The organism is Paractinoplanes ovalisporus (assembly GCF_016834655.1).
GTDB classification, from domain to species: domain Bacteria; phylum Actinomycetota; class Actinomycetes; order Mycobacteriales; family Micromonosporaceae; genus Actinoplanes; species Actinoplanes ovalisporus.
This window is the reverse complement of the sequence record NZ_JAENHP010000010.1, coordinates 85,228-109,881: the sequence shown is the minus strand read 5'-3', so window position 1 is coordinate 109,881 and position 24,654 is coordinate 85,228. Positions and strand designations below refer to the sequence as shown.

The window sequence follows — 24,654 nt, the reverse complement described above, 5'->3', positions numbered from 1 at the left end:
GCAGGGTCTTGGTGGGTGGTGCGGCCACGGTGAACTCCTCGGAGGGGTCGGCAAAGCGATCGCCGACCAGACTTCCCGGCACACCTTCGTACGACATTAGCGGAGACCTCGGGCGTACGCAGTGGTCACGGCCCACTGGGCGGTGCGGCCTTCCCCCGGTGGGCGGCACGGCGTACGGTGAGCGGAGGTGCGCCGGGAAGTCTGGTCGGCAGTAGCGTCCGCTCCTGCCCCGGAGGCTCCGATGAGCATGCCCGCCATCCGCACCGACCACCTCACCAAACGCTACGGGCGCCTCTACGCCCTCGACAGCCTCGATCTGAGCGTCGAGCCGGCCGAGGTGTTCGGGTTCCTCGGCCCCAACGGCGCCGGCAAGTCCACCACCATCCGGTTGCTGCTCGGCCTGGCCCAGGCCACCAGCGGCAGCGCCCACATCTTCGGGGTTCCCGCCACCGATGTGCGGTCGGCCCACCGCCGGCTCGCCTACGTGCCGGCCGACGTGGCGCTGTGGCCGCATCTCACCGGAGCCGAGATTCTGGAGTTGCTCGCCCGCACCGGCCCCGGAACCGACCGCGGTTATCAGGACGAGCTGGTCGCGCGGTTCGACCTCGATCTGCGCAAGCCGGCCGGCACCTACTCGACCGGGAACCGGCAGAAGGTCGCCCTCGTGGCGGCGTTCGCCACCCGGGCGCCGCTGCTGATCCTGGACGAACCCACGAGCGGGCTCGACCCGTTGATGGAACGTGTCTTCCGCACCGCCGTGCTCGAGGCGCGCGAACGCGGCCAGACCGTGTTCCTCAGCTCTCATCAACTGGCCGAGGTCGAGGCCGTCTGCGATAGGGTCGCGATCCTGCGCGCCGGCCGGCTGGCCGAGATCGCCGCCGTCGCCGACCTGCGTCGCCTGCACCGTACGGAGATCGAGGTCGGCTTCACCGGTCCGGCGCCGGAACTCCACGCGGTCGGCGGTGTCGAGGACATCGAGTCAACCGGCCCCGGACGGCTCCGCTTGTCCCTGACCGGTCCGCCGGCACCCGTGTTGCGGGCCCTGGCCGCCGCGGAGGTCACCACTCTGGCCGTCCGCGAGCCGAGCCTCGAGGAGATCTTCCTCGCCTATTACGGCCAGGCGTCCCGATGACCGCCCTCGACGCTGCACCAGCACCCGTCGCCCCGAGCACGGCGGGCGCACCCGGGCGGGCCGTGACCAGGCTGACCGTCCGTCAGGTCCGCCGCGGCGCCCTCGCCGTCGGCGTTCTCGCGGCCGGCATGTCGGCCCTGGTGGCCGCGACCCACGCCGAGGTGGTGGCGAGCCCCGAGCAGGCCGCTTCCCTCGCCTCGCTGGCCACCAACCCGGCCATCCGCACCCTGTTCGGCGAGCCGGGTGACCTCGGCGATCCCGGCGGATTCACCGTGTGGCGCACCGGCATCTTCCTGTCCGTGCTGCTCGGAGCCTGGTGCCTGCTGGCCGCCACGCGCATCACCCGCGGTGAGGAGGAATCCGGGCGGACCGAGCTGCTGCTCGCCGGTCTGGTGACACCGCGCCACCTGCTCGCCCGTCAACTCACGATCCTGTCGCTCGCCGCGGCGGCCACGGGTGCCGCGGTGAGTGTGGCGCTGTCCGCCGCCGGCACCGACCGGCCCGGAGCTCTGGTCCACGGTGCAGGGCTGGGGCTGACCGGTGTGTTCTTCGCCGCGACCGGCCTGCTCGCCGCGCAGATCTTCCCGGCCCGATCCGCGGCGACCGGCAGTGCCACGGCAGTTCTTGCGGCCGGGCTGATGGTGCGCATGATCGGCGACGGCGTCGCGGCGCTCGGCTGGCTCCGTTGGCTCACGCCGTTCGGCCTGACCGGACTGACCCGCCCGTACGACACCAACCGCTGGCTGCCCCTGATGGTGCTCGCCGCGATGACGGCAGCGGTGCTCGCGGCGGCCGTGGCCGCGAACCGCCGGGACGTACGCGGTGGGTGGCTGGCGCCGAGGGCCGGCCGCGCCCCGAGAACGACGCTGCTGGGCTCGGCCCCGGCGTTCGCCCTGCGCCGGATGCTGCGCCCGTTGTCCGGCTGGGCGGCCGGAATCGCCGCCTACTACCTGCTCATCGGCCTCATCGCGGCGTCCATGATCAGCTTCCTGGCCGACAACCCGGAACTGGCCGATCTGGCCGGGCAAGCCGGTTTCGGCAGCCTGGGCGCGGTCGAGGGCTACGCGGCAACGCTGTTCGCCCTGCTCGCCATGCCGGCCAGCGGCTTCGCGACCACGCGTCTCACCGCCTTCTTCGCCGACGAGAACAGCGGACGGCTGACCCTGCTGTGCGCCGCACCCCGCACCCGGCAGAAACTGGCCGGCATCGAGGTTGCCACCGCGGCCGCCGGCACCTTGGTGCTCGCCCTCGTCGCCGCCCTGGCCACCTGGGCCGGAACGACGATCTCGGGCGCTCCCCTGAGCCTGACCGCCGCGGTGGCCGGGGCCCTGAACGTCCTGCCGATCGCCGCGCTCGGGCTGGGCGCCTCGGCCCTCGCCCTCGGAGTGGCGCCACGAGCCATCGGCTGGTTCGGTGCGCTGCCGGTCGTGGGCGGATTCCTGCTCCTGGTCATCGCCGACAGCGTCCGCGCGCCGGTCTGGGTCACCGGGCTTTCCCCGTACGCACACATCGCCCTGGTGCCGCTGGAGAGCCCGGACTGGGTGGCGGCCGCCGTCATGACCTCGATCGCCGCATGCGCCGGCGCCGCCGGGCTGGCCGCCTACGCACGCCGCGACCTGCGCTTGTGAGAATCGGCGAGCCACCCGGCCGCCCTTTTCGCCCGGCGCGACGGCTGCCACCTCGTATGCCGCTACCCGCAGCCGCCGCAGGTCGCCACATCCGCTCCGGTGGCGTGGTGCGCCGGACGACTCGCACCGTTCACATCCGTCCACCGCTGGCTGACCGCGGCGTCACCAGGCGGTTCATCCTCCACATAGACATCGCGGCCGGGCCGGACCGCACACCACGGCCGGATCCCTGAAAAGAACCGAAGGTGTGGTGACCGTCGCGGTGGGCCCGCGCAGTGGCAGACTGGCGGTGTCGTCCGCACCTGCCTCCGATGATCTGGACCAACGAGAAGATCGCCGTGTCCGGTTCGATCGATCAGGCCAACGCCGGGCCGGTGGCCGACCGGCTGTGCGCCGCGATCATCGGCGCCATCACGATTGTTGATCTCGGGCGGGTGACGTTCTTCAGCGCGGCCGGGCTGCACATGATCGAGTCGGTCGCGGCGGCCGCCCGGGCCGCCGACGCCATCGCCCAGGTGACCTGCTCCGGGCCCGTGTGGCAGGTCCTGGATCTGTGCGAGGCGACCGACCTGCCGGGGCTGGTGCTCGACCGGTCGCCACGCACCGCCGCCGAGACCGACGGGACAGAGCCGTGAGCGCGCCCGCCGATCGGCCGACCTTAGGCCGTTTCGAGCACACCGCCTTGATCATCGACTCCGACGACACGCTCGACCGGCTTCTGGTGCCGGTCCTGCGCGGTCACGCCGCCCGTGGTGAGCCGGTCCTGATCGTGGTCAGCCCGGCCACCGAAAGCGTTCTGCGGGCCCGGCTGGGTTCCGACGCCGAGGCGCTGACCTGGGGCGATTCCAGCGCCTTCTATCAGCGTCTGGGTTTCGCGTACGAGGCGTTCCGCCGTTTCCTGCGCCAGCAGCACGCCGAGGGCCGCAGCGTGCACGTGATCGCCGAACCGGACATCCCGACCGATCTGGACGCTCCGATCGACCGGGTCGCGGCCTACCTGTCGTACGAGTCGATCTGCAATGACACCTACGCCGAGTACAACTGCCCGGTGACGTGCCTGTGGGACAGCCGCCGGCACCCCACGCTGGTCATCGAAGGCGTCCGGAGCATTCACGATCACGAGCTGACCGACCGGGGTGTGCAGGCCAACAACACGTTCGTCCCCGCGCACGCCTACCTGTCCGGCCGCTCCCAGGTCACCATGCCCCCGGCCCCGCCGGCCACCGACGTCGACCTGACCCTCTCCGCTCTGACCGAGCTCGAACCGGCCCGGACCGTCGTCACGGACTGGGCCACCGGCCACGGGTTCTCCGCCCGGGCAACGGGTCAGATCACCGTGGCCGTCAACGAGGTCGTCACCAACGGCCTGCAGCACGGGCTGCCGCCGGTGCGGCTGCGGGCCTGGCACCACGACGGCATCCTCGTGGTCCAGGTCGACGACCGTGGGGCGCGCCCGATCGCCCCGGATGCCGGCTACCGGTCGCCCGCACAGGCCTCCACCGGGACCGGGCTGTGGCTCGCACGGCAGTTCGCCGACATCGTGCTCACCCAGACCGACCCGGGCCGCACGGCCGTCCGGCTCTACTTCCCGCACGCTCTGACCCATCGCAACCTGGACGACCCCGCAGCGGCGTGACCAGCCGGGCCGGACGCCGAGCGAGGTGGTGATCATGTCCGACGCGCCCTCGGTGAGGCACGCCGCCCTCGTCTATCGGGACGCCCAGAACCTGCACGACCGCCTCGCCGCCGACCCGCCACCCGGTGACCACCTGGTCGTCCTGGCCTGCCGCGCTGAGAACGAGGCCGCCGCCGGCGCCGCGCTCGCCGGCCACGAGGTGTTGCGGGCGGACCGGCCCGATATCCACACCCGCCCCGCCGCCGCGCTCGCCGCCTATCGCCGGCTGCGACGCACGGCCGGCACCGCGGTCACGATCGTCGCCGAACCCGAGACGGGCGGGACCCTGTCGGCGTGGCGGCGGGCCACCCGCTGCGAGACCGCCGTCGACCTGGCCCTGGCCGGCAGCGATGTCGACATCGTCTGCGCATACCCGGCCACCACCCCGCACCAACTGCTCGCCGACCTCGTTCGCGCCCATCCGGCCCTGCTCACCCCGCTCGGACGCCGGCCCAACCCCGACCACGCCGACCCGGCCGACATGCTTCGCCGGCTCGCCCCGCGGAGCCCCCGGGCCGCGCCCCCACATCCACCCGCACTGCACATCACCGACGGCGGAACCCTGGAGAACCTGCTCGCGATCCGCCGCGACCTGGCCGCCCGCCTGGCCGGCCTGCCGGCCCTCGTACGCACCGACTTCGTCGCCGCCGTCAACGAGATCGCCACCAACGGCTACCTGCACGGCGCCCCGCCACTGGAGATCTCCCTCTGGATCACCGGCGACACGATCGAGTGCCGCGTCACCGACCACGGGCCCGGCGTATCCGATCCCACTCTCGGCTACCGTCCGTCACCCGCCTCGGGCCGCCGCGCCGGCGCCGGCTTGTGGCTGGCCCGCCAGCTCTGCGACGACATCGACCTGTGGCGGGCCGGCGACGCCTTCACCGTACGGGCGGCCACCGCCGTCACCACCCGGCACAACCGCACTGTCGGCGCCCTCGCCCGCGCCGAGATCGCCCGCGCCCGCGCCGACCTGGCCGTCCGCCGTCGCCGTCGGCGCTGAGACCGCCGGCTGCGGCTCGGGACACCGGACCGTCCGGGCCCGTCGCCGGTCAGCCGAGGGCGTAGGTGCTGAACCGGCCGACCGCCAGACGCCGGCTCGCAATGATGGTCACCTGGCCCGGCGTGGTGCGCTCGCCGGTGCCGTTCTGGCCCAGCTGGAGGTTGCCGTCGGCGCCCCAGCACCACACCGTGCCGTCGTCCTGCGCGGCGCATGTGTGCTTGGCGCCCAGACCGACCTGCCGCCACGTCGACACCGACCCGACCTGGGCCGGCGACGTGCGGTTGGTGGTGTCGCCCACGCCCAGCTGGCCGTTGGTGTTGGAACCCCAGCACCACAGCGTGCCGGCCACGCGGCGGGCGCAGGCGAAACTGTCGCCCACCGACACCGCCGCGTACTGCTGGGCGGCGTCGACCGCGATCGGCGCGTTGGCCGTCGCCGTACTGCCCTGACCGAGCTGGCCGCTGCCGCCGAGTCCCCAGCACTGCAGCGTCCGGCCGGTGAGCAGGATGCCGCAGGTCGAGTTGACCCCGGCCGACACCACGGCCCAGGAGTCACTGCCGACCTGGGCGGGCGCGAGCCGTTCGGAGGTGTCGCCGACCCCGAGCTGACCGTTGCTGCCGGCACCCCAGCACCACAGGGAGTTGTCCGTGCGTACGGCGCAAGTGTGGTCCGTGCTTGTCGACACCTGCAGATAGGTGCCCGTGCCGACCCGGTTCGGCGCCGACCGGTTGGCCTTGTTGCCGAGGCCCAGCTGGCCGGCGCCGTTGCCGCCCCAGCACCACAGCGAGCCGTCGGTCTTGATCGCGCAGGAGCTGGTGCCGCCGGCCGCGACCGACGCCCAGTCGGTGTCCGAGCCGACCTGGGTCATGGTGCTCCGGCCGAGATTGTTGCCTTGACCGAGCTGGTTGGCGTCGTTGTTGCCCATGCACCAGAGCGTGTCGTCGGTGCGTACGGCGCAGACGTGACTGTCACCGGCGGAGGCGTACGACGTGGTGGCCGCGTCGAACAGCGCCGGCGCCGGGATGGGGGCCAGGTAGTGTGCGTTCGTGCTGGTGCCCCAGCACCAGGCGCTGCCGTCGGTGCGGGTGCCGCAGCCGCCCCGCCACACCATGGTGAGCGTCGACCATGTGGTGGCCGCGCCGACCTGCGCCGGCGTGTTGTGGTTGGTCGCGTCCGCGTCGCCCAGAGCCAGCTCGTACGAGGTCCCCTCGCCCCAGCACCACAGGGTGCCGTCGGTGCGGGTCGCGCAGGTGCTGTAGTCCGAGGCGACCACCGTGGCCCAGTTCGTGGCCGCGCCGACCTGCACCGGGTTCAGCCGCTGGGTGTTGTCGCCGAGGCCGAGCTGACCGACGGCGTTCGCACCCCAGCACCACAGGGTGCCGTTGGTGCGGACGGCGCACGTGTGCTGTGTCCCGCCACCGGCCATGGCCCAGTTCGTGTCGGTGCCCACCTGCACCGGGGTCAGCCGCTGGGTGGTGTTGCCCTGGCCGAGCTGGCCGTTGCCGTTCCAGCCCCAGCACCACAGCGTGCCGTCGGTGCGGGTGGCACAGATGTGCGCCCACGACGCGAAGACGAGGTTCGCCCACGTCGTTCCCGGCACCTGGGCCGGACTGGACCGGTCGGTGGTGTCACCCTGCCCGAGCTGACCGTTGAAGTTGCCGCCCCAGCAATAGAGCGTGCCCGCCGTAGTCGTGGCGCAGGTGCTGGAGGCGGTGAGGCCCAGGTTCGCCCAGTTCGTCGCCGACCCGACCTGCGTCGGCGCCCAGCGCGTGTTGGCCGTGTCGCCCAGGCCCAGCTGACCCTCGGAGTTGTAACCCCAGCAGAACAGGGCCCGGTCCGTACGGACGGCGCAGGTCCACCGGTTGTAGGCGGCCACGGTCAGCCAGGTCGACGAGCCCACCCGGGCCGGACCGTGCGGCTCGCTGTCAGTGGTGCCGAGGCCGAGCTGGCCGAACGAATTGATTCCCCAGCACCACAGCGACTGGTCGGTACGGATGCCACAGGTGTGCCCCACGCCGGTGCTGATGCTGGTGTACGAGGCGGTGCCGAACCGTACGGGGGAAGTGGCTGTGGCCTGATCGAGCCCCCAGCGGTAGACCGCGCCGGGAAAGAAGTCGTCGCTGCCGGCCAGCACGGCACTGCTGCGCGCGGTGTCCGTGAAGGGGGCCGCGATGGCGCCGGCCGACAGGCTCGGGGCCAGCAGCGCCAGAAGCACCACAACAAATGCTGCCCGCCGCTTCACACTGACACATCGGCGGCCCGGCGGCCGACCTGAGCGCATCCGGCCGCGGCGGTGTGCTGAGCAGCAAATCAGTGGACGGCCGGCCTCATGTGCCGCGTTGGTGGTCGGTCTCGGCCAGCAACTGGCGCAGGACCTCGGCGTCGGACTCGTCGAGCGACGCGGCGAACCGTTGCAGCACGGCGTGCCGGTCGGGGCGATTGGCCAGGGCGGCCCGCATCTGGGAAGCGGCCGCGGTCGACTCGTCCTCGACCGGCCAATAGACGTGACCGCGTCCGGCCCGTTCCCGTTGCAGGGTCTTCTTCTCGTGCAGGCGGATCAGGATGGTCTGCACCGTGTTGTAGGCCAGGTCACCGCCGACCTGCTGCTGCACCTCGGAAGCGGACATGGGACGACCGGCCGCCCAGAGGACCGCCATGACATCGGCCTCCAGTGTGCCCGGCGCTCGGCGCCCGTCCTTCGTTGTCACAGTCGCTGCCCTCCGGGCTCAGGATAACCTCTGACCCAGGTGCACGAGGTTGGCGGCCGGGGCGGGTGGGGCGCATGTTCGATCATTTCGCATGGTCCGTGCTGATCGTTCCGGCGTTGACGGTCGTGGTGGCCATGGTCGCGGCCGATCACATGCCGCCGCGCCGGGCCGCCGCCGTGCTGGCCTGGTCCGCCGCCGGTGCGGCCGCGGCCGGCGTCGCCAATCTCTTCCTGTTCGCGGTCAAGGCGGTGGCCGAGATCCCCGTCCTCGGTCGCCTCTTCGGCTGGTCGAGCAGCGTCGTCGCGCAGGACACCAGCTCCGTTCCGTGGGTCTCCTGGCTTTCCCTGGTGTTGCTGCTGGCGGCCGCGACGGCGTTCTTCCGTACGCGTCGCCGCCATCGTGCGGCCCTCGCGCTGGTGGGTGGCTTCGCCGACCTGCCCAGCGATCGCGAGATCCTGATCGTTCCCGATCCGGCGCCCGAGGCGTTCAGCGTGGAGGGGCCGCCCGGGCGCATCGTGGTCACCACGGGCATGCTCGACCTGCTCGACGACCGGCAGTACGCGGCGTTGCTCGCCCACGAACGTGAACATCTGCGGGGCGGCCATCATCGACTGGCGCGGATGGCCGAGCTCGCATGCGCGGTGCATCCGCTGCTGCGGGTGCTCGCGACCCGGGTCGACTATCTGCTCGAACGCGCCGCCGACGAACAGGCGGCGGCGTCGGTGGGCGACCGCCGGTCGGTTGCCCTGGCCGTCGGGGCCGCGGCCCTGGCCGGCAGTGGGCGGGGCGCCGGCCTCCACCTGGCCGAACAGCCCGGCGTGGTCCCCAAGCGGGTCCGTGAGCTGCTGCGACCCCGGCGCCGGCGGCTGGCCTGGTTCTTCCTGATCCTGCCGGCCGGGCTGGCCGGCTTCTCCGTCGTCTGGACCTTCGAGGCCGCTCGCGACCTGCTCGAACTGCTGCAAGCCGCGACGTGAGGCGGCCGGCTCGTCCCGCTCGTCCGCACCACCGGGCAAATACCTACATCATGTAGGTTTGCGAGACTCCGGCTGGGGCACGAGAAGCCGGCACCACTTGCGGCCGGAGAGGGAATCTGTGATGACATCGGCTCTGGGACCGTCGTTTCTCGATCCCGAGTGGCTGATTTCCACCTTCGGCGTGATCGGCATCCTGGCCATCGTGTTCGCCGAGTCCGGCCTTCTGATCGGGTTCTTCCTGCCCGGCGACTCGCTGCTGTTCACCGCGGGCCTGCTCGTCGCCGACGGCACCTACCTGCATCAGCCGTTGTGGCTGATGTGCCTGCTGGTCTCGGTGGCCGCCATCGCCGGCGACCAGTTCGGCTACGTCTTCGGCCGCCGGCTCGGACCCGCCCTGTTCCGCCGCCCCGACTCGCGGCTGTTCAAACAGGAGAACCTGACCCGGGCCCGCGGCTTCTTCGCCAGGTACGGCGCCCGCTCCATCGTCCTCGCGCGCTTCGTGCCGATCGTCCGCACGTTCACCCCGATCGTGGCCGGCGCCGGCCACATGCACTACCGAACCTTCCTGACCTACAACATGCTCGGCGGGACGCTCTGGGGCTGCGGCGTCACCATCCTCGGCTACTTCCTCGGTCAGGTCACGTTCGTGAAGAACAACATCGAGTTCATCCTCATCGGCATCGTCGCCGTCTCGGTCGTCCCGATCGGCATCGAACTTCTCCGCAGCCGGCGCCGCACCCGGAACACCGACCCCCGCTAGAACCGACCGGCAGGTCAGCCGATGGGCAGCACCGCCGCCTCGGTCAGCGGCAGCGTGCCGGCCGCGACGATCAGCACACCGACCGGCAACGCCCCTGCCGCGATCGGCACGATCGCCCACCGGCCCAGCCGCAGCGTCGTGATCCGGCGGGCCGAGGTGACGGCCGCGACCACCAGCATCAGCCCGATGAACCCGGCCGTGGCCCACCAGGAGCGCGTGTGATCGTCCGGACAGCTACCTTGTCCGACGCTCCGATCCGCCAGGCTCTGCTGAGCTTCGCGGACGACTTGGCCGAGTATGCGAGCGACGCCACCGTAGCCGGCCCGCCGAGAATCTTCCCGGAAGGTGAGCAGATCGCGAAGGTGTGCGACCTCCAGACACGCATCGAGGTCAAGCCGATCCGCCCGGCATAGGGTCAGCTGTCGGCCGCCGTGCGGTAGTCCTTCAGCGTCAGGGCTTCGACCAGGGCGCCGAAATCGGCGAAGTCGCCCGGCCCGGCCGGCTCCTCGTCGCTGTGATTCTGGTCGTTGAGCTGCCGCGCCGCCGCCTGGTTCCGCAGCACGTAGTCGCGGATCTCGTCCTCGTAGCGGGCGATGCCCGTGGCCGGGTCGGCCGCCGCCGCGATCTCACCGGCCAGCACGTACGCGCCGGCCATCGCCATCGACGCACCTTGCCCGGTGGTCAGCGAGACCGCGTAGCCGGCGTCCCCGACCAGCGCCACCCGCCCCTTCGTCCAATGCTCCATGATCACCTGAATGCGGGCGTCAAAATGGAACCCCGTCGCGTCGTCACGCATGTGCTGCAGGATCCGCGGCACGACCCAGCCCAGTCCGCCGGCCCGCTCGGCGATCAGCCGCTTCTGCGCAGTCTCGTCGCGGTAGTCGTACTCGACCGGCTCCTCGCTCTCGAACCCGAGATAGGCCCGCGCCTCACTGCCACCGTCGAGGCCGATCAGCCCGGCCCCCGCCGCGTCGCCGGCCATCAGGAACGTCTGCCAGCGGTCCAGGCCGAGGAAGTTGGGGATGGTCATGACGGCCACGTAGCCACCCATGTACCGCAGGAACGGCTTCTCCGGCCCGAACACCAGCTTGCGGGTCCCCGAATGCGCGCCGTCGGCGCCGATCACCACGTCGTACCGCTCCGGCGCCGCCTTCTCGAACCGCACATCGACACCGGACCCGTCCTGCTCCAGAGCGGCGATCCGATCGTCGAAAACGAACCGGACCCCCGGCCCGCAGGCCCCGTGCAGGACGTCGACCAGATCGTCCCGCAACACCTCCAGGTCCTCGGAGTCGAGGCGCCCGCCGGTCAGCGTCCGTTCCGTCGTGCGATAGATCTCGGCCCCCGAGTTGTCGACCATCGACATCCCGCGCAGCTCGGTGGTCCGCTTCCGGAACTGCTCCAGCACACCCATCCGCCGCGCCACTTCGAGCGCCGGCCCCCGGACGTCGAGCGCCTGCCCACCCGGGCGCAGACCGGGCGCCCGCTCGACCACCGTCACCTCGAACCCGTAGCGGTCGAGCCACCAGGCAACCGTCAGCCCGGCCACACTCGCGCCGGACACCAGCACCCGGCCCCGTTCCTCGCTCATCACTGCCTCCTTGACCATGCGCCCAACTGTGGGCGGCCAAGAATCGGGGAACCACCGGCAACTGACCGAATGATGCCGGAAAACCGCCAACCTCAGTCGAGCCCGGCGCGGCCCTCGGCCCAGTAGGCCTTGCCCTTGATCTGCCTGGGTCCGCTGGCCCAGGTGCGGCTGTCACGCCGGACCGCGTGAACCGTCGCCGCGTCCCCGGTGACCACGAGCGTGTAGGGCCCGCCGGACGCGGCCTCGCGGAGATGTCCCAGCAGGGCGGCCCGGTCCGCGGTCCTCGCCACCGACGTCGCCCGCTCGGCGAGGTTCAGGCCGGCCAGGATCTCGTCGAGGCCGGCCGGATCGTCGGACTCGAAGACGTACGAGACGTCGTCCGTCAAAGTCCGCAGCGCGCAGGCGAGGGCCACGCTCGACTCGTCGCCGGCGAAGACCACGGGACCGGTGACGCCCGGCAGGTCGATCGAGGCGCGCGGGCCGAACACCTCGCACGTGTCACCGACGGCGACCCGCTTGAACCACTGCGAGGCGGGACCGTCGCCGTGCAGGTACGCGATCAGCTCCACCGCGCCCTGCGCCTCGTCCCAGCTCACCGGAGTGTAGGTGCGGAAGGAGAAGGAGCCCCGCCGCGGGCGGATCTGAAGTTTCGCCCCCGGCGTCCACACCTGCTTCCGGAACGCCTCGTCGGTCAGCCGCACCCGGGTGAAGGCAGGCGACAGCCGGCTGACCTCGGTCACGGTGGTAGCACGAAACATCGCGGTGGCGGCAAGATCGGCCAGCCGGTCGGCGAGTCGGCTCATGGTGTTCCTCCGGGCGTTCCTGGTTGCGGAAAGGCGGGCGCGGCCGACGTTAGGACTGTCGAGATCGCACCGGCCACCAGTCCTCCGCCATCGCACACCGGAAAGCCGCCAGACCTCCCGGCCCTTCGCTGCACCCGGCGAGGCGCCTGACGTTATGGTGACGGCACCGAGTCACGCGAAAGGGGCGACGGTGCCGAAAGCCGAACGGGGACCCTCAGTTCCCGGCGGTCTCGTCGAGGGTGAGCTCGAGGCCTCCAAGAAGCACGCGATCGCGCAGCAGCTGCGGCGTGACATCGCGGCCGGGGTGATCAAGCCGGGCGAGAAGCTGTCCGAGGCCCGGCTGGCCACCCGGTTCGGGGTGAGCCGCATGCCGGTGCGCGAGGCGCTCAAGGAACTCGAGTCGGCGGGCTTCCTCACCATCGAGCACCGCCGCGGCACGTTCGTGAAGAGCCTGCGGCGCCACGAGATCCTCGATCTGTTCGAGGTGCGGGAGGCGGTCGAGGGCATGGCCGCGCGGCTCTGCGCCGGACGCGCCAACAACGAGCTGCTGTCCGAGATCGACGAGGTCATGGCCGACATGGGCCGCGCGGTCGAGTCGGCCGACCTCGACGGTTACAGCACCATCGACGCCCGGCTGCACGAGCTGATCGCCGTCGGGGCCGGCAACGGGCGGTTGCTCGACCACTACAACCTGCTCGTCCAGCAGCTCAACCGCGGGTTCCTGTCGTCCATCGTCACGCGCCGCGAGGGCCGGATGCACCGGTCGTACGAGGAACACCTGGCCCTCGTCAAAGCTCTGCGCGCCCACGACGCGGACGCCGCCGAGGAGGCCATGCGGGTGCACGTACGCAGCGGCCGCTCCGAGCTGCAGGACGAGGTCGCCACCAAGTTCGACCTGTAACTGGTATGGCAGTTTTCGGCCACGTTTCGTAGGCCCACCCTCACGTGAAGTCTGGGTTACCGGCTCCCGACCCCTTGACGACTGGTATGGCAGATACGCAAACTGTTCCTCGCACCGCAAAGATGAACAGCTAGTGGCTTTAAATCTGCCATACCAGTTTGTTTCGGTGAGACCGAACGAGAGGTCACCCCCATGCGTACCCGACTTGCCCTCATCTCCTTCGCGACAGCCATACCAGTCCTGCTCGCCGGCTGCGGCGGCGGCAGTGACGAGGCGGCCGGAGCGGCCGACGACAGCACCACCATCGGCTTCCTGGCTCCGGCGCCCCGCAACGACGGCGGCTTCACCCAGTACGCGCTGGCCGGCGTGCAGGCCGCGGTCGACGCCGACCCGAAGCTCAAGCTCACCTCGATCGTCGACAACGCGGCCGAGTCGCAGGAGCAGATCGAGGGCCTGCAGTCGCTGGCCGCCAACAACGACGTGGTGGTGGCCGACGGCGCCGTGCTCAACAAGGCCGTCGCCGTCGTCGCGCCCAAGTACCCCGACACGCACTTCGTGCTGATCGCCTCGGATCTCGAAGCCCTGGCCCCCAACGTCAGCTCGGTGACGGTGGCCGTCGGGCTCAACGCCATGGTGGCCGGCGCGGTCGCCTCCAACGCGTCCAAGAGCAAGAAGATCGGCATGATCGCCGGACCCGAGGTGCCGTCGTCGACGGCCTGGTACTACGGCATGGCCCAGGGCGCCAAGATCGAGAACCCGGCGACCTCCGTGGCCCAGGCCTACACCAACGACTACAACGACGTCGGCAAGGCCAAGCAGGCGGCCGAGGCGATGATAGCCAACGGCGCCGACCAGATCCTGTCCGACCTGGACTCCGGTTCCGAAGGCATCTATCAGGCGGCCGACGCCAAGGCCGGCACGGGCGTCTACAACGTCTTCGCGCTGCACTGCGACGAGAACCCCAACATCATCGGCTCCGGGGTCGTGAACTGGTCGGACGTGCTCAAGGCCTCGGTCACCGAGGCCGCCGCGGGCACGCTGAAGGCGGGCGCGATCAGCTTCGGCCTCAAGTCGGGGGCGCTGTCCTTCCAGTTCTGCCCCGGCAAGGGCACCGACGAGCAGAAGGCGCTGGCCGAGAAGATCACGAAAGAGATCTCGGACGGCACCGTCGTGCCCGAGAAGGGCGTCCTGCTGCCCCAGCCGAGCTACGCCTTCGAGCAGCGCTGACATGGCCGCCGATCCCGGACCCGACGAAGCCCTCCGCCTCTCCGGCATCACGAAACGGTTCGGGGCCTTCACCGCCAACGACCGGATCGACCTCGGCATCGCCTGGGGCGAGGTGCACGCCCTGCTGGGCGAGAACGGCGCCGGCAAGACCACCCTGATGCGGATCGTCACCGGCCTCTACCAGCCGGACGAGGGCACGATGAGCCTCGACGGCACGCCGGTGGCCTTCCGGCGCCCGGAACAGGCGCTGCGGGCCGGGATCGGCATGGTCCACCAGCACTTCACCCTCGTGCCGACGCTGACCGAACTCGAGAACCTCGCCATGGCCCCGGCCGCCGTGCCGTGGCGCAACGGGCGAGCCGCCGCGCGCCGCCGGGCGGCCGAGGTCGAGGCCTCGACCGGCCTGCGGATCGACCCGGACCGTCTGGTCGCCGACGCCTCGGTCGGCGAACGGCAACGCCTCGAGATCGTCAAACTGCTGTGCCGCGGCGCCCGCCTGCTCATCTTCGACGAGCCCAGCGCCTCGCTCAGCCCCGGCGAATGGGACGAGCTGGCCAAGCTGATGCGCCGCCTGGCCGGCGAGGGGCACGCCGTCGTGCTCATCTCGCACAAGCTCTCCGAGGTCTTCTCGGTGGCCGACCGCTGGACGGTGCTGCGGGGCGGCGCGGTGGCCGGCACCGGCGACATCGCCGGGACCACACCCGAGCACCTGGTCGAGCTGATGGTCGGCGAGTCCGTCGCCCCACGCCGGGAACGCACCCCGGCGTCGCCCGGCGCCCCGACCCTGGTGATCAGAGACCTGAGCGTGGATCGCCTGGCGGAGGTCGACCTCACGGTGCACGCGGGCGAGATCGTCGGCGTGGCCGGGGTGGCCGGCAGCGGCCAGGCCGAGCTGGTCGAGGCCGTGCTCGGCATCCGTCCGGCCGCCGCCGGAAGCGTCGAGCTCTCCGGTCAACGGCTGGAACGCCGTACGCCGCAAGCCTTTTACGCCGCCGGAGGCGCGCTCATCCCCGAGGACCGGCACCACGTCGCGGTGGTCGGCGGCATGACCCTGGGCGAGAACATCAACCTGCGTGCCCTGCGCCAGGCCCCGCTGGCTCGGCGCGGTCGCATCAACCTCGGGGCGGCCCGGCTGCGGGCCCGGCGGCTGATGACCGAGTACGAGGTGCGTGCCACCGGCGAGAACCAGCCGATGGCCCGGCTCTCCGGCGGCAACCAGCAGAAGGCGGTGCTCGCCCGTGAGCTGTCCACCGAGCCCTCGCTGGTGATCGCGGTCCAGCCCGTACGCGGCCTGGACGTGCGCGCCACCGAATTCGTCTACCGGCGGCTGACCGAGCACCGCAACCGTGGCGGCGCCGTTCTGCTCATCTCCATGGATCTCGACGAGGTGATCGCCCTGTCCGACCGCATCGCCGTCCTCGCCCACGGGCGCGTGCGCGGCGTCCTCGACGCGGCCGAGGCCACTCGCTCGCGCATCGGTGCCCTGATGACCTCGTCGGAGGTGAGACCGTGAAAGCCTTCGCCGTACGGGTTCTGACCCAGCTCGCGGTGGCCGCCGCGACCCTGCTGTTCGCCGCCCTGCTGCTGCTCGCGATCGGTGTCTCCCCCGGCGACGCGGCGACGGCGTTCTGGAACGGCACCTTCGGCTCGCCCACCAACGCCGGCACGACGCTGACCCAGGCCGTCCCGCTGTTCCTGGTGGCGCTCGGCTGGATCGTCGCCGACAAGGCCGGCCGCATGCACGTCGGCTTCCCCGGTCAGGTCGTCATCGGCGGCTGTGCCGCGGCGGCCGTCGGCCTGCAGTGCGACGGTGTGCCGAGGGTGCTCGCCATCGTCGCCTGTGCCCTGGCCGGGATCGCCGGAGGCGCCCTGTGGGCCGGGATCGTCGCCTGGCTGTGGGCGTCTCGAGGCGTACTGGAAATCATCTCGTCTCTGCTGCTGAACCTGGTCGCCCTGCAGGTGCTGGCCTGGCTGGTCCGCGGCCCGCTGCAGGGCTCGCTCGACCAGCAGCCGCAGTCGGCCAACTTCCCGGCGTCCACCCTCTGGCCGGCCGTCGAGTCGGTGCCGGGACGGACCCTCTCGTACGACGTGATCCTGCTGCCGCTGCTCGCGGCCGCCCTGATCTGGTTGTTCGCCCGCACCGTGTTCGGCTTCGAGCTGCGTGCCGCCGGCGGCAACCTCGACGCCGCCCGTTGGAACGGCATCAACCCGGTCCGGATGGGCGTCAGCGCCATCGTGATCTCGGGTGGCCTGGCCGGTCTGGCCGGTGCCGCGCTGCTGTTCGCCGGCTCGGCGCCCTGGCTGAGCGAGGGCTTCGAGGCCGGGATCGGCTTCAACGGCATCGCGGTGGCGCTGCTGGCCCGCAACTCACCGATCGGCGCGATCGTCACCGCGATCGTCTTCGCCTCGCTCAACGTCGGTGGCACCTCGCTGCAGGCCCTGCTCGACGTGCCGTCGTCGCTGACCTCGGTGCTGCAGGGCGCGGTCATCGTGCTGGTGCTGGTCGCGGCGATGCTGCTGAGGCGGCGCCGCGCGGCCCGGCGCCCGGCGGCACCGGTGACGACGACTCCCTCCACCGAGAAGGAACTGGTGGCCTGACATGGGTGTCTTCGATATCGCCTTCCTGGTCTCGGCGCTGACCATCGCGGCGCCGATCCTGATGGCCGCGACCGGCGAGCTCATCAGCCAGCGGGCCGGTGTGATGAACGTCGGGCTCGAGGGGGTGCTGCTGGCCGGGGCGTTCGCCGGATACCTGACGATGACCCGGGTCGAGAACCAGGCCCTCGGTTTCCTCGGCGGGATCGCGGGCGGGCTGCTGCTGGCCGCGCTGATGGGCCTGCTGGCGATCGAGGTGAAGGTCGACCAGATCGTCGCCGGCATCGCCATCGGCGTGCTCGGCCTGGGCCTGACCACGTTCCTCGACCAGCACTTCGTGCCCGAGCCGCAGACCTTCAAGCCGCTGCCCCGCATCGAGATCCCGCTGCTGTCGGACATCCCGGTCGCCGGCCCGCTGCTGTTCGACCAGGACCTGTTCATCTGGGCCACCCTGGCCGTCGTGGGGCTGGCGGCGCTGGTCATGTACCGCACCACCTGGGGCATCAACCTGGCCGCGACCGGCGAGACCCCGGTCGCCGCCGACGCCGCCGGGGTCAGCGTGCGCGGCCTGCGCTGGTCCGCGGTGCTCGTCTCGGGCGCCCTGGCCGGGGCGGCCGGCGCCTACATCTCGATCGGCGACGTCGGCGTGTTCCGCGAGGACATGACCGGTGGCCGCGGCTACCTCGCCATCGCCGCCGTGCTGTTCGGCGCCTGGCGCCTGCGCGGGCTGCTGGCCGCCGTCGCCATCTTCGCGGTGACCGACGCGGTCCAGCTGCGTCTGCAGTCGATGCCGGCGGTGCCGGGCGAGATCTGGACCGCCGCCGCCATCGCCGTGCTGGCCGGCCTCATCGTGATGCGGCGGGGCCTGGTGGTGGGCGGGGCCGTGCTGATCGCCCTGGTCGCCCTGGCCGTGGTGCATCCGGTGGTGTCCCTGCCGGCCTCCCTGTGGCTGGCCATGCCCTACGTCCTGGCGCTGGTGGCGCTGGCCGCGGGCGGCGCCTCGCGGCATCGCGCGCCGTCGGCTCTGACCCTTCCCTATGTCCGAAGCGAGGCCTGACCTTGATCACCGACGTGCACACCCACTTCTGGATCCCGGACCACCAGGCCTCACCCTGGACCGACGACCTGACCCGGGTGGCCCGCAAGCACGCCCAAGGGGCGATCGACGAAGTCACCCGCGACGGCTACCGCGCCCAGGTCGAACCGGCCGAGCGGACCATCGTGTTCGGTCTGCAGGCCCAGGCGTCCGGCATCATGGTGCCCAACGATGCGGTCGCCGGGTTCGTCCGCGACATCGGCGGGCAGACCGTCGGCTTCCTGTCGGTCGACCCGACCCGCCACGACGCCGTCGAGGAGATCGAGCGGGCCCACTTCGACCTTGGCCTGGCCGGCATCAAGCTCGGCCCGATCTATCAGGGCACGTCGCCGTTGCATCCGCTGTATCTGCGGGTGTTCAGCGCGGCCGAACGGCTCGGGCTGCCGGTGATGATCCACCAGGGGGCCATCTTCACGGCCGCCGGACGCCTGCCCGATGCCAATCCCCTGCTGCTCGACGACGTGGCGACCGCGTTCCCGGAACTCAAGATCATCATCGCGCACATGGGTCACCCGTGGATCTACGAGACCGTCACCGTGATGCGCCGGCACCGGCACATCTTCGCCGACACCTCGGCCATCCCCAACCGTCCGACCGTGCTGGCCAACGCGCTGTGCGCGGCCAAGGAGTACGGGGTGCTGGCCAAGGTGCTCTTCGGCAGCGACTCGCCCATGGTCGGCACCGCCAACGCCATCGACACCCTGCAGCGGGTGGCCACGCACACCCAGAAGTTCGGGCTCACCTCGATCACCGACGAGGAGCTGCACGACCTGCTGCACCGGCCCTCCTTCGACCTGCTCGGCATCACCGCGCCCGCCCTCGAACCGCTCTGAAAGGACCCCCTGTGTCTCCGCTTCCCTACCTCGACGGCGAGCACGTCCGCCGGGGCGAGCTGCCCGTCGAGATCTCGATGGAACCGATCGTCTCCGGCGTCCCCTTCGCGTACGAGATCGTGGTCTCCGACGACGCCGACGGCTTCTTCGCGGTCTGGGCCTGCGATGCCGGCGTCTACCCGCGGGTGAAGGACAAGCGTGGCTCGTTCATGTACATCCTCGAAGGCGACGCCACCATCACCGACCAGGACGGCACCCAGCACCTGCTCACCGCCGACAGCGTGATCGTGCTGCCCTACGGATGGACCGGGCAGTGGGACATCCGCGAGACGATCCGCAAGGTCTACGTGCACACGACCCCGGTCCCGCCGTTCCGTGACGGCGTGCAGCCGTCCGCCTTCCTCGGGGCCGAGGGCGTGCTGGGCTCCCTTCCCGAAGTCGTCTTCGACGGGCCGGACGGGCAGTGCCTCGTGCGCGACGTCCCGATCGGCGACCACACATTGTCGAAGAGTTTCCTCTTCGTCATGTCCGGCGCCGGGTCGATCGACGGGCGCGCTCTAGGGGAAGGCGATGTGCTCGCCGTCCCCACCGGCGTTCTGACCGTCACCGCCCCGATGCGCCTGTTCGAAGTGATCATCAAGGAGAACCGCCATGACCGATGACCCGTACGCCTCCGTCACCCCCGCGCCGTCGTTCGACGTGCGCAGCGACGACTTCACCCACGGCGGCGAACTGCCGGTCGAACTCCGCGATCCCGACATCGGCGGCAAGCAGACCTCGCCCCAGCTGTCCTGGTCCGGCTTCCCGGAGGGCACCCGCAGCTTCGCCATCACCTGCTACGACCCGGACGCCCCGACCGGCATCGGGTTCATGCACTGGGCCGTGGCCAACATCCCGGCCACGGTCACGTCGCTGCCGGCCGGTGCGGGCGCCCCGGGCAGCCCCGACCTGCCCGATGGGGTGCTGACGCTGCCCAACGACGTACGGCTGTCGCAGTACGTCGGCCCGAACCCGCCACCCGCGTCGGGGCGGCACCGGTACGTTTTTGTGGTGCACGCGGTCGACGTGCCGGTGCTCGAGATCGACCCCGGCCTCACCCCGACCGTGCTCGGGTTCAACCTGCACTTCCACACCCTGGCGCGCGGTCACGTGACCGGCTGGGTCGACTCGGTGGAGGCCGGACATGAGTGACAAGCACGCCGAAGTGGCCGGGGGCGGGTTCGCCGGTCTCACCGCCGGCATCGCCCTGGCCCGGGCCGGCTGGAGCGTCCGGCTGCACGAGCAGAACGACGAGCTGCGCGACTTCGGCGCGGGCATCCTGCTGTGGCGCAACGCGATGCTCGCGCTCGAGGTGATCGGTGTCGCGCCCGCGATCCGGGCCCACGGCGTGGTCCCGGACGTCTACGCCACCAGCCTCAACGGCGAGATGTTCACGCCCGAGCTGGCCGGCTATCCGTACTGGGCGATCACCCGGCCCAAACTGCACGAGCTGCTCAGCGACGCGGCCCGGGCGGCCGGGGTCGACATCCGTACGGGGTCGAAGGCCGTCGGCGCCGACCCGTCGGGCGCTTTGCTGCTGGCCGACGGCACCCGCCTGGAGGCCGACCTGGTGATCGGCGCCGACGGGGCGGGCTCGGCCGTACGCAACTCGCTGCCCACGCTCACCCAGGAACGCAAGAAGTACCAGGACGGCGTCTGCCGGGTGCTGGTGGCCCGGCCCGAGGAGTTCGCCGGGCCGGAGTGGAACCGGGTCATCGACTACTGGACCCTCGAACCGGACGCCATGCGCATCCTGTTCATCACCACCGGACCCGACACGATCTACATGGGCATGATGGCGACCACCAGCAACGAGCGGGCGTCGCGCATCCCGATCGACCCGGAGATCTGGTCGGCCCGCTTCCCGCACCTGGCCCCGGTCATCGAGCTGGCCGGCCGGGCCACCGGCGGCCGCCACGACGCCTACCAGACCAACCGGGTCACGCCGTGGGCGGCCGGGCGGGCCGTCGTGGTCGGCGACGCGGCGCACGCCATGTGCCCGGCGCTCGGCCAGGGCGCGAGCGTCGGCATCGTCAACGCCGTCGAGCTGGCGCACACGCTCGGGCAGTACGAGAGCGTGGACGAGGGGCTGGCCGCGTGGGAGGCCAAGCAGCGGGCGATGACCGACGCCGCCCAGGCCCGTAGTGCGTACATGGCCGAGACCCGCACCCTGGCCAAGGGCAACGGATTCACCCCCGAGGTGATGGAGACGGCGAACTTCGTGCTCGACGCGGCCACCCCCGAGACGATCGCGTTGTATCCCGTACCGGAGGTCAACCGGTGAACACCGTCGTGATCGGCGATGTCGAGATCACCCGGGTCCAGGAGTTCGCCGGCCCGAGCAAGGGCACGCCGGGCTTCCTGTTCCCCGACAGCACGCCGGACTACTGGGCGGCGCTCGACGACCCCGACTTCTACGACAGCGCCACCGGGACCCTGCGCACGGTGCTGCACACCTGGCTGATCCGCAGTCAGGGACGCACGATCCTGCTGGACACCGGTGCCGGTAACGGCAAGGAACGCCCGTACGCTCCGGTCTACGCGCACCACAACACGGCCTACCTGGCCAATCTGGCCGCGGCCGGAGTGGCTCCGGGCGACGTCGACCTCGTGATCAACACGCACCTGCACGTCGACCACGTCGGCTGGAACACCCGGCTCGACGGCCGCGAGTGGGTGCCGACGTTCCCGAACGCCACCTATCTCATGCCGGCCGCCGACTTCGACTACTGGAACCCGCTGAAGAACCCCCGCCCGCCGGGTGACGGCAACCAGAACGTGTTCGAGGACAGCGTCGCGCCCGTGCACGCGGCCGGGCTGGTCCAGCTGTGGAGCGGTTCGCACCGCATCGACTCCGGTCTGGTGCTGGAGGCGCATCCCGGCCACACGCCGGGCTCGTCGGTCCTGCGCCTCGAATCGGGTGCGCTGTTCGTGGGCGACATGCTGCACTCCCCGGTGCAGATCACCCAGCCCGACGTGAACTCCTGCTGGTGCGAGGACCAGGCCATGGCCCGGGCTGCGCGCCGCCGCCTGCTGGCCGAGGCCGCCGACCGGAACCTCGTGGTGTTCCCTGGTCACTTCGGCGGCCACTCGGCCTGCACCGTCGCCGCCGACGGCGACGCCTTCGTCATCAATTCCTGGGCCGCGCTGGCCCGAGTGTGAAAGGACTCCCCCCCCATCATGAACGACGACCTGTACAAGGCCGGCCTCGAAGTGCGCCGCGAAGTACTCGGCAGCTCCTACGTGGACGCCTCACTCGCCGCGGCCACCGACTTCTCCCGCGACCTGCAGGAATACGTCACCCAGTACTGCTGGGGCGACATCTGGAACCGCGAGGGTCTCAGCCACCGCGACCGCAGCCTGATCAACCTGGCCATGCTGACCGCCCTCAACCGCGGCCACGAGTTCAAGGCCCACGTCCGTGGCGCGCTCAACAACGGCGTCACCCGCGGCGAGATCAAGGAGGTCCTGATGCAGACCGCCTTCTACTGCGGCGGACCGGCCGCGCTGGAATCGTTCCGCCTGGCCGCCGAGGTGTTCGACTCGTGACCCGCCCCCGCATCGGCTTTGTCGGGCTGGGCCAGATGGGCCGCCCGATGGCCACCCGCCTGGACGAGGCCGGCTACCCGCTGACCGTGTTCGACGCCGCGCCGTTCGCGCCGATCGGCTCGGCCACCTCGGCCACCGCCCTCGACGGTCTGGCCGGCGTCGACATCCTGATCCTCATGCTGCCGAACTCGGCGGTCGTCACGGCCGTCCTGGAGGAGCTGGCGCCTCGGCTGTCGTCCGGCACGCTCGTCGTCGACATGAGTTCGTCCGAGCCCCTCCAGACCCGTGCCCTCGCCGCTCAGCTGGCCGGACGCGACCTGCGGTTCGTGGACGCGCCGGTCTCCGGGGGCGTGCGCGGCGCGGTCGCCGGCACGCTCGCGATCATGGCCGGGGGAGACATTTCCTCCGTACGGCCGGTGCTCGACGTGCTGGGAAGAACGGTGCTCGAAGTGGGGCCGGTCGGATCGGGGCACGCGGCCAAGGCACTCAACAACCTGGTCTCGGCGGCGACGTTGTCGGTCACCGTCGAGGCGCTGCGGCTGGGCGCCGAGTTCGGCATCGACCCGGCGACCCTCACCGCCGTGCTCAACAGCTCGTCGGGGCGGTCCAACACGAGCGAGAACAAGGTCGCCCAGTTCATGCTCGACGGCAGCTACGCCTCCGGCTTCGCGTTGCAGCTGATGGCCAAGGACGTGCGTATCGCCGTCGGCCTGGCCCGGGAACTGGCCCAGCGCACCGAGATCGCCGACCGGGTGGCCGAGCAGTGGTCCCGGGTCGCCGGGGAGGTCACCCCGCAGACCGACCACACCGCGATGTACGAGCTGATCGGGGGCCCGCGGTGAGTCTCGAAGCCGTCGACGACGCCGTACGGGCGGCGGCCGCGGCCGCCCCGGGCTGGCGGCACCTGGCCTCGTTCGACCGGGGCCGGGTGCTGATGGCGATCGCGCGCCGCATGGTGGCCGAGATCGACACACTGGTCGCCCTGGAGTCGGCCGACACGGGCAAGCCGGCGGCGCTGGCCGAGGCCGAGATCCGCGGCGCCGCCGAGTACTTCGAGTTCTATGCCTCGCTGGTGCACCTGCCGGCCGGTGACGTCCTCGACGTGCGGCCCGATCTGCACGTCTACACGGTCCGGGAGCCGTACGGCGTGGTCGGGGTCATCACCCCGTGGAATCTGCCGCTGAATCAGGCCGCGCGGGCCGTCGCCCCCGCCCTGGCCGCCGGAAACGTCGTCGTGGTCAAACCGGCCGAGGCGACCTCGAGCACGACCGTCGAGCTGGCCCGGCTGGCGCTCGAGGAGGGCCTGCCCGCCGGTGTGCTGGAGGTGGTCGTCGGGGCCGGCGCGACCGTGGGGACGGCGATCGTCGAGCATCCGCTGGTGCGCAAGGTGGCCTTCACCGGATCGGTCCCGGTCGGGCAGAGCATCGGGCGGATCGCCGCCGAGCGGATCCTGCCGCTCACCCTCGAACTGGGCGGCAAGTCGGCCAACATCGTGTTCGCCGACGCCGACCTGCCGTTCGCGGCGGCCGAGGCGGTGCGTGCCTTCACCACCAACGCCGGGCAGGTCTGCTCGTCCGGCACGCGGCTGCTGGTCGAACGCTCGATCCACGACACATTCGTGGACCTGGTCGCGTCGGCGGCCGCGGCCGTCACGACCGGCCCGATGATCACCGAGAAGCAGTTCGAGACCGTCCGGCACTACCTCGCGGTCGCCGCCGAGGAGGGGACGAAGGCGGTGGTGGGCGGCGCGACCGGCCCGGGCCGGATGGTCGAACCGACCGTCTACACCGGCGTCACCAACGACATGCGGATCGCCCGCGAGGAGGTGTTCGGCCCGGTGCTGGTGGTGATCCCGTTCGACACCGAGGCCGAGGCGGTGGCGATCGCCAACGACAGCGACTACGGCCTGGTCGGCGCGGTCTTCACCGCCGACATCTCCCGCGCGTTCCGCGTGGCGGGCGCGATCGAGGCCGGTCAGGTCTACGTCAACTCGTGGTCCACCCAGTCGGTCCAGATGCCGTTCGGAGGGCACAAGGCCAGCGGATACGGGCGGGAGAAGGGGATCGAGGCCCTGAACCACTACTCACACGTCAAGAGCATCAGCGTCCGCATCGAGGCCGCAGGTTGATTTCCGGTAGGC

Annotated in this window: 26 protein-coding genes; 21 read left to right on the top strand and 5 right to left on the bottom strand. The window is 71.3% G+C overall.

The genetic code is table 11. The features are described 5' to 3' along the window. The first annotated feature begins 241 nt into the window (after positions 1–241). The 5 genes from JIG36_RS27995 to JIG36_RS27975 all read left to right on the top strand — a co-directional run bounded on the left by JIG36_RS27995 (position 242) and on the right by JIG36_RS27975 (position 5,438). Positions 242–1,132, top strand: a complete 891-nt coding sequence (locus JIG36_RS27995) for an ABC transporter ATP-binding protein (RefSeq protein WP_438870768.1) — start codon at positions 242–244, stop codon at positions 1,130–1,132. Next, on the top strand, positions 1,129–2,760 hold the full coding sequence (locus JIG36_RS27990; protein WP_203379391.1) for an ABC transporter permease: 1,632 nt from the start codon (positions 1,129–1,131) through the stop codon (positions 2,758–2,760). Before JIG36_RS27995 ends, JIG36_RS27990 begins: the two co-directional genes overlap by 4 nt. 311 nt (positions 2,761–3,071) lie before the next feature. Beyond that, a complete protein-coding gene (locus JIG36_RS27985) occupies positions 3,072–3,395 on the top strand; it encodes an STAS domain-containing protein (RefSeq protein ID WP_203379390.1) in 324 nt (107 codons plus the stop codon). A 47-nt stretch (positions 3,396–3,442) separates the two neighbouring features. Then, positions 3,443–4,396, top strand: coding sequence for a sensor histidine kinase (locus tag JIG36_RS27980; RefSeq protein ID WP_203379389.1), 954 nt, complete (start codon positions 3,443–3,445; stop codon positions 4,394–4,396). Between the two features lie 34 nt (positions 4,397–4,430). Beyond that, positions 4,431–5,438 (top strand): ATP-binding protein, encoded by a 1,008-nt coding sequence (locus JIG36_RS27975; RefSeq protein WP_203379388.1) that lies wholly within the window; start codon positions 4,431–4,433, stop codon positions 5,436–5,438. 49 nt (positions 5,439–5,487) lie between these two features. Here JIG36_RS27975 and JIG36_RS27970 read toward each other — a convergent pair whose 3' ends face one another. After that, positions 5,488–7,653, bottom strand: a complete 2,166-nt coding sequence (locus JIG36_RS27970) for an RCC1 domain-containing protein (protein ID WP_203379387.1) — start codon at positions 7,651–7,653, stop codon at positions 5,488–5,490. Positions 7,654–7,765: 112 nt separating this feature from the next. Continuing rightward, a complete protein-coding gene (locus JIG36_RS27965; protein WP_307872938.1) occupies positions 7,766–8,146 on the bottom strand; it encodes a BlaI/MecI/CopY family transcriptional regulator in 381 nt (126 codons plus the stop codon). Positions 8,147–8,220: 74 nt separating this feature from the next. On the opposite strand from JIG36_RS27965, the gene JIG36_RS27960 reads away from it, so the two are divergent. Together JIG36_RS27960 and JIG36_RS27955 are read left to right on the top strand one after the other, a co-directional pair. Beyond that, the gene (locus tag JIG36_RS27960) at positions 8,221–9,120 is read left to right on the top strand and encodes a M56 family metallopeptidase (RefSeq protein ID WP_203379385.1); all 900 of its coding nucleotides are present in this window, start codon (positions 8,221–8,223) and stop codon (positions 9,118–9,120) included. Between the two features lie 121 nt (positions 9,121–9,241). Next, on the top strand, positions 9,242–9,880 hold the full coding sequence (locus JIG36_RS27955) for a DedA family protein (protein ID WP_203379384.1): 639 nt from the start codon (positions 9,242–9,244) through the stop codon (positions 9,878–9,880). A 14-nt stretch (positions 9,881–9,894) separates the two neighbouring features. Here JIG36_RS27955 and JIG36_RS27950 read toward each other — a convergent pair whose 3' ends face one another. After that, positions 9,895–10,059 carry a hypothetical protein gene (locus JIG36_RS27950; protein WP_203379383.1) on the bottom strand — a complete coding sequence of 55 codons (165 nt, stop codon included), beginning with the start codon at positions 10,057–10,059 and terminating at the stop codon, positions 9,895–9,897. 39 nt (positions 10,060–10,098) lie between these two features. Here JIG36_RS27950 and JIG36_RS27945 point away from each other — a divergent pair, with 39 nt between their 5' ends. Continuing rightward, positions 10,099–10,293 (top strand): hypothetical protein, encoded by a 195-nt coding sequence (locus JIG36_RS27945; protein WP_203379382.1) that lies wholly within the window; start codon positions 10,099–10,101, stop codon positions 10,291–10,293. Between the two features lie 2 nt (positions 10,294–10,295). Here the strand turns inward: JIG36_RS27945 and JIG36_RS27940 are convergent, their stop codons facing one another. Both JIG36_RS27940 and JIG36_RS27935 read right to left on the bottom strand, forming a co-directional pair. Beyond that, positions 10,296–11,471 (bottom strand): FAD-dependent monooxygenase, encoded by a 1,176-nt coding sequence (locus JIG36_RS27940; RefSeq protein WP_203379381.1) that lies wholly within the window; start codon positions 11,469–11,471, stop codon positions 10,296–10,298. Between the two features lie 92 nt (positions 11,472–11,563). Continuing rightward, positions 11,564–12,274, bottom strand: a complete 711-nt coding sequence (locus tag JIG36_RS27935; protein WP_203379380.1) for a siderophore-interacting protein — start codon at positions 12,272–12,274, stop codon at positions 11,564–11,566. A 190-nt stretch (positions 12,275–12,464) separates the two neighbouring features. Here JIG36_RS27935 and JIG36_RS27930 point away from each other — a divergent pair, with 190 nt between their 5' ends. The 13 genes from JIG36_RS27930 to JIG36_RS27870 all read left to right on the top strand — a co-directional run bounded on the left by JIG36_RS27930 (position 12,465) and on the right by JIG36_RS27870 (position 24,642). Next, positions 12,465–13,175, top strand: a complete 711-nt coding sequence (locus JIG36_RS27930; RefSeq protein ID WP_203379379.1) for a GntR family transcriptional regulator — start codon at positions 12,465–12,467, stop codon at positions 13,173–13,175. A gap of 192 nt (positions 13,176–13,367) precedes the next feature. Further along, complete coding sequence (locus tag JIG36_RS27925) at positions 13,368–14,402, top strand: BMP family lipoprotein (RefSeq protein ID WP_203379378.1); 1,035 nt, start codon at positions 13,368–13,370, stop codon at positions 14,400–14,402. A 1-nt stretch (position 14,403) separates the two neighbouring features. Next, the gene (locus JIG36_RS27920) at positions 14,404–15,915 is read left to right on the top strand and encodes an ABC transporter ATP-binding protein (protein WP_203379377.1); all 1,512 of its coding nucleotides are present in this window, start codon (positions 14,404–14,406) and stop codon (positions 15,913–15,915) included. Then, positions 15,912–17,000 carry an ABC transporter permease gene (locus JIG36_RS27915; RefSeq protein WP_203379376.1) on the top strand — a complete coding sequence of 363 codons (1,089 nt, stop codon included), beginning with the start codon at positions 15,912–15,914 and terminating at the stop codon, positions 16,998–17,000. Before JIG36_RS27920 ends, JIG36_RS27915 begins: the two co-directional genes overlap by 4 nt. Before the next feature lies 1 nt (position 17,001). Beyond that, positions 17,002–18,054 (top strand): ABC transporter permease, encoded by a 1,053-nt coding sequence (locus tag JIG36_RS27910; protein WP_203379375.1) that lies wholly within the window; start codon positions 17,002–17,004, stop codon positions 18,052–18,054. Positions 18,055–18,056: 2 nt separating this feature from the next. Next, on the top strand, positions 18,057–18,926 hold the full coding sequence (locus tag JIG36_RS27905) for an amidohydrolase family protein (protein ID WP_203379374.1): 870 nt from the start codon (positions 18,057–18,059) through the stop codon (positions 18,924–18,926). Between the two features lie 11 nt (positions 18,927–18,937). Further along, complete coding sequence (locus JIG36_RS27900; RefSeq protein WP_203379373.1) at positions 18,938–19,588, top strand: cupin domain-containing protein; 651 nt, start codon at positions 18,938–18,940, stop codon at positions 19,586–19,588. Then, positions 19,578–20,117, top strand: a complete 540-nt coding sequence (locus tag JIG36_RS27895; protein ID WP_203379372.1) for a YbhB/YbcL family Raf kinase inhibitor-like protein — start codon at positions 19,578–19,580, stop codon at positions 20,115–20,117. Before JIG36_RS27900 ends, JIG36_RS27895 begins: the two co-directional genes overlap by 11 nt. Next, a complete protein-coding gene (locus JIG36_RS27890) occupies positions 20,110–21,249 on the top strand; it encodes an FAD-dependent monooxygenase (RefSeq protein ID WP_203379371.1) in 1,140 nt (379 codons plus the stop codon). Before JIG36_RS27895 ends, JIG36_RS27890 begins: the two co-directional genes overlap by 8 nt. Next, positions 21,246–22,127 carry an MBL fold metallo-hydrolase gene (locus JIG36_RS27885; protein ID WP_203379370.1) on the top strand — a complete coding sequence of 294 codons (882 nt, stop codon included), beginning with the start codon at positions 21,246–21,248 and terminating at the stop codon, positions 22,125–22,127. The genes JIG36_RS27890 and JIG36_RS27885 overlap by 4 nt, the downstream gene beginning before the upstream one ends. An 18-nt stretch (positions 22,128–22,145) precedes the next feature. Then, on the top strand, positions 22,146–22,514 hold the full coding sequence (locus JIG36_RS27880) for a carboxymuconolactone decarboxylase family protein (RefSeq protein WP_203379369.1): 369 nt from the start codon (positions 22,146–22,148) through the stop codon (positions 22,512–22,514). Continuing rightward, the gene (locus JIG36_RS27875) at positions 22,511–23,356 is read left to right on the top strand and encodes an NAD(P)-dependent oxidoreductase (RefSeq protein WP_203379368.1); all 846 of its coding nucleotides are present in this window, start codon (positions 22,511–22,513) and stop codon (positions 23,354–23,356) included. The genes JIG36_RS27880 and JIG36_RS27875 overlap by 4 nt, the downstream gene beginning before the upstream one ends. Next, positions 23,353–24,642 (top strand): aldehyde dehydrogenase family protein, encoded by a 1,290-nt coding sequence (locus JIG36_RS27870; RefSeq protein ID WP_203379367.1) that lies wholly within the window; start codon positions 23,353–23,355, stop codon positions 24,640–24,642. The genes JIG36_RS27875 and JIG36_RS27870 overlap by 4 nt, the downstream gene beginning before the upstream one ends. The last annotated feature ends 12 nt before the right edge of the window (positions 24,643–24,654 follow it).